This is a genomic window from Porifericola rhodea (genome assembly GCF_030506305.1).
GTDB classification, from domain to species: domain Bacteria; phylum Bacteroidota; class Bacteroidia; order Cytophagales; family Cyclobacteriaceae; genus Catalinimonas; species Catalinimonas rhodea.
On the sequence record NZ_CP119421.1, the window covers coordinates 5,068,098 to 5,082,438 of the forward strand.

At 40.1% G+C, this 14,341-nt stretch carries 14 protein-coding genes; 12 read left to right on the plus strand and 2 right to left on the minus strand.

Going from position 1 to position 14,341, the window contains the following annotated elements; translation table 11 throughout:
- Positions 1 to 447: 447 nt before the first annotated feature.
- The 4 genes from PZB74_RS20945 (at position 448) to PZB74_RS20960 (ending at position 4,110) form a co-directional block, all read left to right on the plus strand.
- Positions 448 to 654: a hypervirulence associated TUDOR domain-containing protein gene (locus tag PZB74_RS20945; RefSeq protein WP_302239226.1), complete on the plus strand. Its 207-nt coding sequence runs from the start codon at positions 448 to 450 to the stop codon at positions 652 to 654.
- A 5-nt stretch (positions 655 to 659) separates the two neighbouring features.
- The gene (locus PZB74_RS20950) at positions 660 to 992 is read left to right on the plus strand and encodes a DUF3140 domain-containing protein (protein ID WP_302239228.1); all 333 of its coding nucleotides are present in this window, start codon (positions 660 to 662) and stop codon (positions 990 to 992) included.
- Between the two features lie 207 nt (positions 993 to 1,199).
- Positions 1,200 to 3,650, plus strand: a complete 2,451-nt coding sequence (locus PZB74_RS20955) for an ABC transporter permease (RefSeq protein ID WP_302239230.1) — start codon at positions 1,200 to 1,202, stop codon at positions 3,648 to 3,650.
- Positions 3,643 to 4,110, plus strand: coding sequence for an acetyltransferase (locus PZB74_RS20960; RefSeq protein ID WP_302239232.1), 468 nt, complete (start codon positions 3,643 to 3,645; stop codon positions 4,108 to 4,110). The genes PZB74_RS20955 and PZB74_RS20960 overlap by 8 nt, the downstream gene beginning before the upstream one ends.
- A gap of 18 nt (positions 4,111 to 4,128) precedes the next feature.
- Here PZB74_RS20960 and PZB74_RS20965 read toward each other — a convergent pair whose 3' ends face one another.
- On the minus strand, positions 4,129 to 5,100 hold the full coding sequence (locus PZB74_RS20965) for an alpha/beta hydrolase fold domain-containing protein (RefSeq protein WP_302239233.1): 972 nt from the start codon (positions 5,098 to 5,100) through the stop codon (positions 4,129 to 4,131).
- 151 nt (positions 5,101 to 5,251) lie between these two features.
- Here PZB74_RS20965 and PZB74_RS20970 point away from each other — a divergent pair, with 151 nt between their 5' ends.
- Positions 5,252 to 5,956, plus strand: a complete 705-nt coding sequence (locus tag PZB74_RS20970; protein WP_302239235.1) for an HAD family hydrolase — start codon at positions 5,252 to 5,254, stop codon at positions 5,954 to 5,956.
- 15 nt (positions 5,957 to 5,971) lie between these two features.
- Here PZB74_RS20970 and PZB74_RS20975 read toward each other — a convergent pair whose 3' ends face one another.
- Positions 5,972 to 7,063 (minus strand): endonuclease/exonuclease/phosphatase family protein, encoded by a 1,092-nt coding sequence (locus PZB74_RS20975; RefSeq protein ID WP_302239237.1) that lies wholly within the window; start codon positions 7,061 to 7,063, stop codon positions 5,972 to 5,974.
- Between the two features lie 295 nt (positions 7,064 to 7,358).
- On the opposite strand from PZB74_RS20975, the gene PZB74_RS20980 reads away from it, so the two are divergent.
- The 7 genes from PZB74_RS20980 to PZB74_RS21010 all read left to right on the plus strand — a co-directional run bounded on the left by PZB74_RS20980 (position 7,359) and on the right by PZB74_RS21010 (position 14,116).
- Positions 7,359 to 8,150: an SDR family NAD(P)-dependent oxidoreductase gene (locus tag PZB74_RS20980; RefSeq protein WP_302239239.1), complete on the plus strand. Its 792-nt coding sequence runs from the start codon at positions 7,359 to 7,361 to the stop codon at positions 8,148 to 8,150.
- 57 nt (positions 8,151 to 8,207) lie between these two features.
- A complete protein-coding gene (locus tag PZB74_RS20985) occupies positions 8,208 to 8,672 on the plus strand; it encodes an SRPBCC family protein (RefSeq protein ID WP_302239240.1) in 465 nt (154 codons plus the stop codon).
- A 26-nt stretch (positions 8,673 to 8,698) separates the two neighbouring features.
- Entirely contained in the window at positions 8,699 to 9,853 is a 1,155-nt protein-coding gene (locus tag PZB74_RS20990; protein WP_302239242.1) for a DUF3179 domain-containing protein, read from the plus strand.
- A gap of 287 nt (positions 9,854 to 10,140) precedes the next feature.
- Positions 10,141 to 10,791: a response regulator transcription factor gene (locus PZB74_RS20995; protein WP_302239243.1), complete on the plus strand. Its 651-nt coding sequence runs from the start codon at positions 10,141 to 10,143 to the stop codon at positions 10,789 to 10,791.
- Between the two features lie 351 nt (positions 10,792 to 11,142).
- The gene (locus PZB74_RS21000) at positions 11,143 to 12,399 is read left to right on the plus strand and encodes an ammonium transporter (RefSeq protein WP_302239244.1); all 1,257 of its coding nucleotides are present in this window, start codon (positions 11,143 to 11,145) and stop codon (positions 12,397 to 12,399) included.
- A 91-nt stretch (positions 12,400 to 12,490) separates the two neighbouring features.
- The gene (locus PZB74_RS21005) at positions 12,491 to 13,537 is read left to right on the plus strand and encodes an outer membrane beta-barrel protein (RefSeq protein ID WP_302239246.1); all 1,047 of its coding nucleotides are present in this window, start codon (positions 12,491 to 12,493) and stop codon (positions 13,535 to 13,537) included.
- A gap of 9 nt (positions 13,538 to 13,546) precedes the next feature.
- Entirely contained in the window at positions 13,547 to 14,116 is a 570-nt protein-coding gene (locus PZB74_RS21010; protein WP_302239247.1) for a hypothetical protein, read from the plus strand.
- The last annotated feature ends 225 nt before the right edge of the window (positions 14,117 to 14,341 follow it).

Consider the following 14,341-nt stretch of genomic DNA (forward strand, 5'->3'; position numbering starts at 1 on the left):
AGTATTAACTTCTATACAGATAATTCTTATTTATTTAACAGCTCTCCCTTAGCCTCATTTATGTTTTTCTTTAAGTTTATAGCCAAGAAGTGTGTTGTACTACCTTATAGCCCTTTTGTCACCCTGCACATGGCTACTTTTTAAACTATAGGTAAATGACATAACTTTCAAAGTAGTTTAACCCCCAACTATCAACGCTATTAGTTTTTGCTAACTAAAACTTCAAAGCTTTTGATCAAGCCCATTGAGTGTGCATGTGCTTATGCTTTTTTTAGTACAAAAATCTGTAGTTGGCTCATTAAAATGTACACTTGCTGATCTGGGCCGTTTAGCATGCCCAGAGCTCACAGATACAAGCCTGATAGATACCAGAAAAAGTTACACTTGAGCAAAAAACTTTGCCTTAGCTCTCAGGTTCTACTAGTGTATCAACTTAAACACAAAACAATGAAAGAAGGCTCTAAAGTAAAATGGAAGTGGGGAGATAATTGGGCACAAGGGAAAGTGCAGAGTGTATTTGAAGAAAAAACCACCCGAAAGATAAAAGGAGCAGAAGTAACCAGAAACGGCTCCAAAGATGACCCTGCTTTGTATATTGAACAGGAAGGTGGAGATCATGTACTTAAATTGGCTAGTGAAGTAAAGGAGGCATAAAAGTTATGAAAGACGACAAGAAAGAAGAAGTATACCAGGACTTTTATGATGGTGTAAATATGGCTCCTGCTGAGTTGGAAGACTGGTTGGAAACAGATGCGTCTAAGTCTGTAGGAAACGACAGTGGTGATGGCGAAGCAGTAGGCCATAAATCTGGCAAAAAAATCGTTAAGATAAAACGTACCAACAAAGAAGACTTGAGCGACGATCAGTACGAACATATGCAGAAAGTGGTAGGCTACATTAACAGGCACCTTTCACAAAAACCCAAAAATGATGTAGAAGACAGCAAGTGGAGATATAGCCTGATGAACTGGGGACATGACCCTCTCAAATAGCGCTAATTATTTAACTGCATAGATAAGTAAAGCCACCTTAATGACTTAGGGTGGCTTTTTTGAATAAAGAAACCAGACATTTTTATCAGGTTAGGGAAGAATATAATATTTGTCACACTAAATAAAGCATCAATAATTTTCTGTATATTCAAATAGTGCGTCGGGAATGAAGCGATATCCCCCTACTCCACATTAACCTCAATTGCCATGTTCCGCACCTATCTAAAATTTGCTACCCGAACTTTCTTAAAAGATAAATTTTACTCTGCGCTTAATGTCATAGGCTTGGCGCTGGGTATTGCAGTAAGCATTATTATTCTGCTTTACCTTCAGAATGATCTTACCTACGATCAGCATCACACTAAACATCAACAGATTTATAGGTTGGTAACTAATGTAAAAGGGCCGGGAGTAGAGTTTCATACGGCTGATGCTGCTCGCGAAGTAGCTCCTATGCTGGCTGAAGAGTATCCTGAAATTCTAGCCTATGCCAGGTTTGTCCGTATGGGTCGCACCTTGGTAAACCTTGCCGCGGGAGACAATGAGAAGATGTTTAACGAAGAAAAGTGGTACCACGCTGATTCCAGTGTTTTTGAAGTATTCACTCACCCATTTATTGAAGGCAACCCAAAAACAGCACTTAAAGAAAAAAATAGTCTCGTACTCACCAAATCGCTGGCCCGTAAATACTTCGGGGAGGCAGAAGCTTTAGGTAAAAATCTACTCTTGCATGAATCTAAAGAGAGCTACACAGTAACCGGAGTAATTGAAGATTTAGCGGATAACTCTCACTTTAAATTTAATGCACTGGCCTCTCATATAGGAGAGAGACAATGGGCCATGAGAGACGGCGAATTTAATTCTGAGGTAATCTGGAACCCAGATGCTGCCACTTACCTGCTTTTTCCTGAAGGCTATACTCCTGAAGAATTTTTTGCCAAGCTTCCACCTTTTCATACTAAGTATATCCAACCGTTTGGCGATCAGGTAGAGAGTGAGCTCTGGTATTATCTGGAGCCTTTAGCAGATGTCCATTTCCATTCCGTACAGGATTTTGACCATCCTCAGGGTAATATCGCTTATGTCTATGCTTTTGGGGGCATTGGCTTATTCATTCTGCTGCTGGCCTGTATCAATTATATGAATATGGCAACAGCGCGCTCGGCACAAAGAGTAAAAGAAATTGGTATACGTAAAGTAATGGGTTCTAGCAGAAATGCACTTATTCTCTCTTTTCTAGGTGAGTCTATGCTGCTTTCCATATTAGCGCTCTTTCTTGCTTTAGGCATAGTAATGATAGTGCTGTACGCGACTCCCTTTAATGATCTGATAGAAAAACAGCTTAGTCTTAACCTTTTAGAGAACCCTCTTTTGTTAGGAGGCACCTTAGTGCTTACACTATTTATGGGAATAGTCTCCGGCCTCTACCCTGCCTTTTATCTGCCTTCCTTGTCTGCTACGCAATCACTTAAGGGTGCATATAAAGCCAGTACAGCCGGCATTGCCCTTCGCAAGTCATTGGTAGTTTTTCAGTTTACTATCTCTATAGCAGTAGTTATCTGTACCCTGCTTATGCACGATCAGATCAGCTATGTACGTAACCAGGATTTAGGTTTTAACCGTGAGCACCTACTTCTTATATCTATACAAGATACCCTCGTACAGAAGCAGTTGCCGTACATCAAAAATGAGATGGAACAACATACCGGTATTATTAACACTACTGTTTCTTATAGTGTGCCCGGTGTAAATGTTGGTAATCAGGTTTTTAATGTAGAAGTTGATAGCCAGCTTACTACACAGGCATTCCGTACCTTCTTTGTCGGAGAAAATTATCTTGAAACCATGAACATTCCCCTACTGGCAGGTAGAAATTTTAATGTTGGTTTTGCCGGAGATCTGGATGGACAATCCTTTATGATTAATGAAGCTGCAGCTAAAGAGTTAGGCTGGTACAAACCTGAGCAGGAAGGAGCTCGTCTGGAAGATGCCCTGCAAGGCAGATTAAAGTTTTTTCACGGAGAAAACCTGGGTAATGTTGTAGGTATAGTTCAGGACTTTAACGTAAGTTCTCTTCACAATGCTATTGAACCTACCATTATTATTCCATTGAGCCAGCCCAGTGGCGTTTTTTATGCACGTCTCAAAGGTGAAAACATAGCCGAAACTATGAATTTTATTAAAAGCAGGTGGTCAGCCTACGATCCAAACCACCCTTTGGAATACAGGTTTCTGGACGAAAGCTTTGATGAGCTGTATCGTGCTGACGAAAGGAAGAGTGCATTGATCTCTATCTTATCTGGAATATGTCTCTTTATATCTCTGCTAGGTATACTTGGCTTATCAGCATTTACTGCGGAGCAGCGCACCAAAGAAATAGGCGTACGCAAAGTTTTAGGAGCTTCTGTTCCCCATATTGTCTACTTACTGTTTAAAGATGTGATGGTATTAATCATAGTTGCTTCAGTAATTGCTGCTCCTATTGCGTACCTACTCATAGATCAATGGTTGCAGGATTTTGCCTATCGAGTAAATATAAATGCCCTGCTTTTTGTGCTTGCCAGCATAGCAGCCCTTATCATTGCATTTGCAACTATGAGTTTTCATTCTTTGAAAACCGCCAGTATTAACCCAGTATTGAGCTTAAGATATGAATAGCATTGAAGAAAAGTACACGTATCAGCTACAGATAGCCAGCCTGCACGACTTTACAGAAATTGTGGAAGTTTGGGAGGCTTCGGTTAGAGCTACGCACCATTTTCTAAAAGAAGAAGACATCCTATACTTTAAACCTCTGATTCTCAACGAGTATCTGGAAGCTGTTGATTTATGGAAGGCTTTGGACGATAAAAATAGGATTGTGGGATTCTTGGGCACCTCTGAAGATAGTATTGAAATGCTATTTGTACATCCTGATCATAGAGGTAAAGGAGCTGGAAAAATGCTTATCAAACACGCTATTCAGCAATTAAATACACGTTTTGTAGATGTAAATGAGCAGAACGAGCAGGCAGTAGGCTTTTACAAAAAGATGGGCTTCGTTACTGTCAATCGTTCAGAAAAAGATGGTACAGGTAAGCCCTACCCCATTTTGCATATGGAGTTAAAGCAGTCCTAGCTTCAACTCCCTACAGTATCAGTCTGCGCAAAAGTTAAATTCCGGATAATTATCAGGACACGCATCCTGCCCTGTGTCAAAATAAACATGTAGCTGACGCTGCTTATCGCTCAGTACGTCATGATACAAGAAATCCGTCATTTCAGAAGTATTATTATGTAATGGTTTGCCCGCCCATTCATGCTTGCCCTGGCAGGCTGTCACCAGATAGTAAGGCTTGCCCAGTACTTTCAAACGCTCAGCAATTGCGTTGCCACCATAAAGAGGAAGATATCCCGGGTCGCTCACCTGGCAATAGTGATGAGGAGCTACACCATAGGGCACCAGATTATCGCAGGTGCCATGAAAAAGCTGCGTAGGAATAGCACTTTCCTTACTGATCCAGTCCAGAGAAACCAGAGCTCCGGCCATACTTATTAGTCCGGCATAGCTAAAATCATCAGAAATAATTTGTCCAGACTCATCTTTACGGGTATCTGACCAATAGCCAGCATGTAGTATGGCTTCTGCTCCGGCGCTGCTTCCTAATAACACAACTTTGTCAGACGCTATCTTAAATTTGTCTTTTTCCTTGAGCATAAAATGTGTCGCACGATTAATGTCCTGACCGGTAAGCTTAAAAGTTTCTATTTTGTTAGGTGCTGGCTGCTCACAACTGAAAGACTGTCCTTTCATTACCAGCGTATAGCTCATACTTGCCACTACATAGCCTTTGGCAGCCATTCTGCGGCAAAACTTTTTGATACCATCAGTATCTCTTCTTCCTCCGGAGAAACCTCCTCCGTGAACGTACAATAAAAGCGGGCGCGCCTCTTCATTGTCTCCCTGAGGTTGATATACATCTAGCTGAAGTGTCTCATTTTCTTTTTCAAAATAAGTGTGTGTAGACTCATCTACTTCTTTAAAAACATCATCTATAAAACGCTCTTGTGCACATAGTTCTGAGGAAAGCAGGATGATGCCGCAAAGCATCAAAAAAATATTTTTCATTAAATAGTTGGTTAGGTTATTTGGCAAAATAAATAAAAGAGTGGGCTAGCCCAAGACAATACGAAGGAATCGACAGTAGAAACCCAAGCAGTAAGCAAGTTTACAATTACAGTCCTTAAGCTATATATTTACCTTCTGAATAAACGAGACCATGAACAAGCCAAAAATTATTGCCTTTGATGCGGATGACACCCTTTGGGTAAACGAAACTATATTTACGAACACGCAGGAAAAATGTAAAGCACTGCTTTCTACGCATATACAGCCAAAATATATAGAAGATAAATTATATGAGGTAGAGAGGCGCAATCTCAGGCATTTTGGCTATGGCATTAAAGGCTTTATGCTGTCAATGATAGAGACTGCTATTGAGCTCTCTGAACATAAGATAAGTGCCGCTGAGATTCAGCAAATTATAGACCTGGGCAAAGAAATGATAGCGCATCCGGTAAAGCTCATGGATCGGGTAGAAGATACACTACGTATTCTCTCAGAAGATTATGAGCTCATGATTATTACTAAAGGAGACCTCTTTGACCAGGAAAGTAAGATTGCCCGCTCTGGTATTGCCGATTTTTTTGAGCATATAGAAATTATTAGTGAAAAAGATAAATCTAGCTATCGGCAGCTTATGCTAAGAAATGGCATAGATATTAAAGATATGTTGATGGTAGGTAATTCTCTAAAGTCCGATGTTCTTCCTATTTGCGAACTGGGAGGCAGGGCGATACACATACCCTTCCATACCACATGGGTACTGGAGCAGGTGGCAGACCACAATCTCTCTCATGTACAATATGATGTACTGGAGAATATCTACCAACTACCACAATACCTGAAAGCCAACTACTCCTAAAGCATAGAGTGGGTGCTAAGAACTATAACTGGTAGCTGAAACCTTATTAATAGGCTCCGCTTTTTCTATTTTTTCTTCTGCCCACTCTTCTTCATCCTTTTCGGCCTCCAGTTCTTCCTGCAAACCTTCGGCACGTGGTTCGTAGTGCAGCTCAGTGTAGATTGGAAAATGATCAGAACCGATGTGTGGCAATCGCTGAATTTTAACTAAGGTAAAATCATCAGAATGAAAAACATGGTCAAGGGGCCAGCGTAATACAGGAATAGAAGCATGGAAAGTATTAAAAAAGCCTCGCCCAATTCTGGGGTCCATTAAACCACTGATCTTCTGAAAAAGCTTAGTAGTACGTGACCAGGCCACGTCATTTAGGTCACCGATTACAATAGCTGTCTGGTCTTGCCCCTCTATCTCTTTACCCACGAGCAGTAATTCGGCATCGCGATTGGTAGAAGTATCCCTTTCAGTAGGACTAGGTGGCGTAGGGTGCAGACAGTACAATCTCACCTTTTTGCCAGATGGTAACTTCATCCAGGTTCGTATAGAAGGAATCTCCTCCTCTACCAAATGTCTTACTTCCGCATCTATTAGCTCTAATTTAGAGTAAAGATGCATACCGTAGAGATTATCTAAAGGAATTTTAACGGTATAAGGATACTCCTCTTCCAACTCGCTGAGTGCCTCCTCCCATTTTTTGTCTGTTTCCAAAGTAAGTAATATATCAGGCTTCATCTGCTTTACTACCTTTAGCAGTTTATGATACTTACGATTGGTTGTCAGCACATTACTTACCATGATTGAACAGCTGTCATCAGAATTTTTTCCTTTAAAGCGGATCACCTGTTTGGAAGCTAATGGGGTATATGGAAAAATTCTTATTCCCTGATAAAGCAGGCAAAATGATAATAAAATGATGGCTCCTACATGCCAGTAAGCATCATATGCGAAGGTGAGTGCTAAACCTAGCAATGCTACTACTGCCAAAAAAACGATCTGCACCCTAGGAAAATCAAAGACTCTTATCCACCATTGATCAAAACGTAGTAGTGAAGCCAGAGTAGCAATAATTGGAATGGAAGCAAAGACCAGGAATACAATTTGTAAAACCATTATAGACTTGTTTATGCAGAATTACTGCTATTGCTTGTTTAAAAAAGTTGAGTTTAAGCAAAAGAAAAGTTAGTACGTTTTGTACTTGATTTTGGTATAGTACTATATACCTATAACAAAGGAAGCAATTTTGTTTTCAAATCAGGTTAATATGAGGTTAATTTTTTAATGCTTGTTTAAATTTTACAGGCAGGGGCTACTATTCTCAAGCATAATCATGATCTACTCCTATTTTTTGAATGAACTTGCTTAGCTTGCTGCTAATTCTAGCTAACCGATCAAAATCATACCGAATATGGATTTACAACTTCAGGATAAAGTAGCACTTATTACCGGAGGTAGTAAAGGAATTGGCCTTGCCGTTGCCGAAGCACTGGCAAAAGAAGGTGTTCATTTGCTGCTTTGTGCTAGAGATGCTCAGCAATTAAAAAAAGCTGAGCAGCACCTTGAGCAATATAATGTAAAGTTGTTTTCTTTTGTAGCTGATGTTACTCAGGCTGAAGAGGTGGATAAACTTGTAGCATTTTCCCTTCAAAAGTTTGATACCATAGACATATTAATTAATAATGCAGGAGCAGGTACTAACGAAAAAATAGCTGATGCCCCAGACGAAAAATGGTACTACTACTGGGATCTGCATGTAATGGCCGCAATTCGCTTAAGCCGGGCCCTGATTCCTTCCATGAAGGAAAATGGTGGGGGTATCATCATTAATAATTCTTCAATTTGTGCTCGCCAGCCCATTGGCTATGAACCTATATACAATACGACCAAAGCTGCGCTGAGTATGTTTAGTAAGTGCCTGGCCCATGAAGTAATTAAGGACAACATACGTGTAAATGCCATTAACCCCGGTCTCATACTTACTGAAGCCTGGGAACAGGCAGCAAAAGAAGAAAGCCAAAAGCAGGGAATACAACCAGAGGAGTTTCTTAATAAAATAGCACAGGAAAATACGCCTATAGGCAGATTTGCGACTACACAGGAGTTGGCAAACTTCTTTGTATTTATGTGCTCTCCCCTTTCTAGCTACTGCGTTGGCGGCAGCTATTATGTAGATGGGGGCTGGCTCAAAGTAAGCACTTAACCCATGCTATTACTCTGAATAATGTGTATATTCATTGCACACCATACCTTAAGACCTATGAAGTACGAAAACCAGATAGAAATTGACTTGCCCCGTCAGCAGTTGGTAAAGTTATTTAGCAATCCTGAATACTACCCCAGATGGCAAAAAGGTTTAACACTTTATGAAACGATTAAAGGTGAGCAGGGAATGCCGGGCGCTCATTCCAGACTCAAGTTTAAGACTGGTAAAAGAGAAATGAACATGGTGGAGACAATTATAGAAAACCACTTACCTGACAAATATACTGTGACTTATGAAACCTCCTCGGTACACAACTTGCAAAGCAGTATGTTTAAAGAACTCTCGCCTGGCAAAACTTTATATCATACCTACAATGAGTTTAAATTTAGCGGATTTATGAAAATTTTTGGATGGTTGATGCCCGGAGCTTTTAAAAAGCAAACTCAAAAGTATTTAGAACAATTTAAAGCATTTGCTGAAGAAGAGAGCCACTTACATAGCACGCAGGCACCTACATAATGTCCGGCTTGGTAAAAACTCTTTCCATGCCTGTTTTTTTTTATCGTTCACTATGGCCATTAGTTATCGCTCTAGTGACAGTATCGGTCTGTATGGCACAACTTACTAACCCCAGAAACATTCCCTACCGCTGGCAAACAGATACCACGAAAAAAAATATTGAATTAGAAGAGCTAAAGGTAGCCGTACCCAAAGGTGCTTTCCCTAAGATTGACTACCCCAGATTTCTAAGCAAGACTGAAGCCGAAAACATGTTTTTGGCGGAAGAGCCGGTAATTGCCGTAGCAATTAAGGGCCATGCCAAAGCCTACCCACTGAGCATACTAACAGTACACGAGATTTCTAATGATACGCTCAACGGAGAAGCCATACTACTTACCTATTGCCCACTTTGTAATTCTGGAATTGTCTACCACAGAGCTGTACAGATAAACGGCAAAAGCTTAGTGTTAGAATTTGAAGTCTCCGGCATGCTCAGAAATAGTGATATGATTATGTACGACCGAAAAACTGAATCATGGTGGCAGCAGCTTACAGGAGAAGCTCTGGTAGGAGAACTAACAGATGCTTCCCTAAATGTCATACCTTCAATGATAATTTCAGTAGAAGCATTTTTTGAGGGCTACCCTAATGGTAAAATACTTTCAAAGATGAATGGCGACTTAAGAGCACAAAAGCAATACGGAAAAAACTATTATGAGCAATACGATAACGAAAATGCTCTCCCATATGCTATGTTTTTTGCGCATGATAAAATAGATCAAAGGCTTAAACCTATGGAGAGAGTAGTAGAAATTAAAGGGCGATATAGCTATAAAATATACCCTTTCAAGCTCTTTGCTCATGAAGGCGTCATTCAAGATAATCATGAGGGCTTAGAAGTACTTATCTTTTACCGTAAGGGAGCACTTTCGGTAGTAGACCATCAAGAGATTGCTCACTCCAAAGACATTGGTATGGCTACTGTGTTTGATGCACGCCTAAATGGAAAAAAGCTAAAATTTGTTAAAAAAGGCGACTTTTTTATAGATGACGGAACGCACTCCAGATGGACCATTGCTGGCAAATGTATTGCGGGCTCCATGAAAGGAGAGCAACTAAATATGATTCCTCATACAAATCATTTTGCTTTTGCGAGTCTGTCTTTTTTTCCTGACGCAAAAATATATACCGGAAAATAGCATAAATGCACAGATACCTACTTTTCTATTTGCTTCGCCACCTCAGCCCGAAGTTTTTGATAATGAATAGTTTAGGCCATGCTGGAAGTAATCCTAACTAATAAAAAACAACAGAACATAACCACCTATTAATAATAATTAACAACATATTTATTCTGATAAATTATAATTTATCAGAATTTTGACATTAATTTACCTGACATATACAGAATTTACACAAAGTAACTATTCAAAATTCAAAGAATAGTCAGATTTATTAACACTCAAAAAGAAACCAGTACTCGTATATGGTAAGACTACTATTAGTGGATGATCATAATGTAGTAAGAGACGGACTCAAGTTACTACTGGAAAATGAATCAGACATTAATGTGATAGGAGAAGCTGAAAATGGTCGCGAAGCCATTACAAAAATTACCATCCTTCAGCCCGATATTGTTTTACTGGATATTAGAATGCCCCGCCTGGATGGGTTAGAAACTTTGCATGAAATTAACAAACAGCAACTTTCTACTCGTGCGCTGGTACTTTCAATGTACGCACAGGAAGACTACGTATTACGCTCTGCTAAAGCCGGAGCATCGGGTTACCTATTAAAAAGTGCTTCACGAGACGAATTACTTACTGCCATCAGAACTGTTAGCCGGGGAAACAGATACTTTAGCGGTAGCGTTTCCGGTGCATTGGTAGAACAATATCTTGAGCAAAGCAGGCACCTTACCAGCATGCCTAAATACCAGCTTCTTACCAATAAAGAGAAAAGCATACTAGACCTGATCCTACAAGGACAAAGTAATCACCAGATAGCTAAGCGCTACAACAACAGCATTAGAACTATAGAAACCCACCGCTTTAAAATCATGAAAAAGATGGGAGTACACAAATCCAAAGACATGATTAAGAAAGCTATAGAAGAAGGTTGGCACCTAGCCTGCTAAGCAGTATGCAATATCCTACTTTTTAGAATTTTATTCTGATTTTTCAGTTTATCTAGAATATTTTTTCTGCGTAAAATAATTTTTACAATATCTTCAATAAACTATAGAAAAAGAGACAACTTTTTCAATACACATTTCATTAACTTATTACAAATCAAAATTTTATAATATACACCATCATTTATACGTAATTTTATACGTAAATTATGATATGAAACCATAAATTATTACGTATACTATTTGCGTAACAATTAAAAATCTGCTTACTTCATATCAGCAAAACAAAATTTTGCATTATTACAACTCACCTTACTATCTACTATGGAAAACTTTTGTTTACTTCTTTCTTCTATGGCAGAAGCACAAGAAACTGCCGATTTGGGAGCACAACTCTCTCAAAACATACTTACTACCAACAACGTATGGATGATGGTAGCTACGTTTTTGGTTTTTATTATGCACCTGGGTTTCGCGGGAGTGGAAGCAGGTTTTACGCAGGCCAAAAATACAGTTAATATCCTTTTCAAAAACACCCTTACCCCAGCCATTGGCCTTATCACTTACGCATTGATAGGCTTCAACCTGATGTATCCTGGTGGTGAAGGTTTTATCGTCAACTTCGCCGGCTTCAATCTGGGACCCGGGGCAGACTACGATTCTCTCACTTATGCCGATGGAGGCTATACCTACTGGACGGACTTCCTATTTCAGGGGATGTTTGCAGCAACTGCAGCAACAATCGTATCTGGTGCGGTAGCAGAAAGAATAAAAATCAACGGTTATCTGATCTTTACCATCATTTTTGTTGGTATTGTATACCCTATCATCGGTAGCTGGCAATGGGGTGGCGGCTTTCTTAGCACATATGGATTCTACGACTTTGCAGGTTCTACACTAGTCCATTCTGTAGGTGGCTGGGGAGCATTGGCTGGTATCATCATTCTCGGTCCAAGAATTGGAAAATACATGAACGGAAAAGTGAATGACTTCCCAGGCTCAAGCGTGCCCTTAGCTACAATTGGTGTATTCTTATTATGGTTTGGCTGGTTTGGATTTAACGGTGGCTCTGTACTTTCTGCCGATCCTGAATCAGTATCTAAAGTTTTGGTAACTACCTCTCTGGCTGCGGCCTGCGGTGCAGTAGGTGGTTATGTAATGGCTTACTTTACTTTCAAAAGGTTAGACCTGGGCATGGTACTTAACGGAGTGCTGGCTGGTTTGGTAGGTATTACTGCTGGTGCTGACCTCATGAGCCCATACGAAGCTATGATTATCGGCCTTATATCCGGAGGACTAGTTGTTCTTTCTGTCATTCTACTTGACAAACTAAAACTGGACGACTGTGTAGGTGCGGTATCTGTACACCTTACCTGCGGTATCTTCGGTACACTAGCTGTAGGCATCTTCGGCTCAATGGCCAGCATGGATCAGTTTATCATTCAGTTGGTAAGTGTACTTGCCTGTGGTGCTGCTGCTTTCTCTAGTGCACTTATCATCTTCTATGTACTGAACAAAGCTATGGGACTGCGCGTATCTGCCGAACACGAAAAAGAAGGTTTGGACAGCCACGAGCACGGTATCCGCGGATACACGATCATTTACGAATAGAATCAGGCCTTATCTCAAACCAATGCCGGAGCTTCAAAACTCCGGCTCCCCCTTCCTTTTACTTAATTACTAATCAATCAAATATTTTACAATGAAAATCAAAACCAAACTCCTATTCCTCGCATTATTATTAGCAAACACAGCCCTATATGCGCAAGACGGAGAGAAGAACCCACTAAAAATATCGGGTTCGGTTGACACTTATTACAAATATGATTTTTCTGGCTACGAGTCAGAAAGTGGCACCTCTAACATAGGCACCAGCTTTGCTGACCAGCAAAACTCATTGTCTATAGGAATGATAGACCTGGTAATGTCTCAGGAGTTGGGTAAAGCCAGTTTTGTAGGAGAAATTGCCTTTGGTCCACGTAATGCTTCTTCTGCAGGACCGGGAAGTAGCTCTGGTGTATTAGAGCCACACATCCAGAATCTTTATGTATCTTATGCTCTTACGCCCGAGCTTTCTATTACTGCCGGTTATATGGGCACCTTTGTAGGTTACGAGGTTATCTCCCCTACGGGTAACTTTAACTATTCTACTTCATACCTTTTTACCAATGGCCCTTTCCAGAATGCCGGGGTCAAACTGGATTACAGCTTCTCGGACAGAGTTTCTTTAATGGTCGGACTGTTTAACGACTGGAACCTGTATAGCGACGGCAATGGCATGTCAGATTTTGGCGCACAATTGTATGTGGTACCTGTAGATGGCTGGGATGTTTACCTTAATATGATCACTGGTTTTCCTTCTGGATCTGAATTTGACATTACTACAGGTTATCAGATTACTGACGATTTTTATTTAGGGTTGAACGCAGCCGACTATTCTGCGCCTAACGATGGTGGTGGTTTTTCTGGTGCCGCTCTGTATGCTCAGTACGCGCTTACCGACAATTTTGCGCTAGGCTTCAGAGGAGAATCATTCAGCTCTAAAGATTATGACGATGAAAGCGGTGCCAGTGTAGAAGGTTCAACTGTAAATGCGTTTACGATCTCTGGAAACTTAACAGCCGGACCATTGACTTTTATTCCTGAGCTAAGGTTTGACAGCGGTGAAGAGGAAATCTTCTTTAAAGAAGATATGATGCCTACAAAAAGCGCTTCTCAGTTACTGTTTGCTGTAGTCTATGCATTTTAATCAGCTTATATGAAGCACTTATTTACACTTGTAATTATTCTTTTTTGTACTGAGTCTTTCGCTCAGCTAACCGACTATACTTATACTCCTGAAGGTAAACTACTCTTTACTGAGGTGATTACTGAAGAAGGAAAGTCGCAACCTGGGCTATACAAACTAGCGCAAGATGTTTACTCTGAAATACCAAAGCGGAAGAAGGAGTTAGAAGACGAGAACTTTAGCCTCAGTATAGAACAGAAACTTACGCTTCATGAAAAAGGAATCCTATCCAGGATTCCTTATGCTGATATTCAATTTGATATGAAGCTGGAGTTTAAAGATGGGCGCTACCGCTACCTGCTATCTGATTTTGAATTTCTTCCCTACGAGCGTAATCGGTACGGAAAGTATGTGGTACTACAAAGAAAAAGAAAAGATCTGGAGTCGGTAGTAGATACAGAAGAATGGAAGTCACATAGTGAAACTTTTTTACAAGCGATAGAAGCTGAAATTGCTTATTTAAACATGGCTATGCACGGCAATCCGGTGAGTCTGAATGAGACAAATGAAAAAACCGTAGAAGTGAGTGAAGAGTGGTAGAAGTAGGTTTAAGTAAGCTTAATATAGCTAGCAAAAACTTACTACTATAGCTTTTTTGCTTAAGTAGTGAAACATTTATTACTCAATTACTTTATTATAGGTAGAGGAGTAAAGAAATGTTATCACTATGGAATGGTTTAATTTTCCGTTTACAGAAGACTTTTTTCTTTTGTTAGAGACCAATAGAGCACTTTTGTTGCATCTTTTGCCGCTCGTTATGCTTAT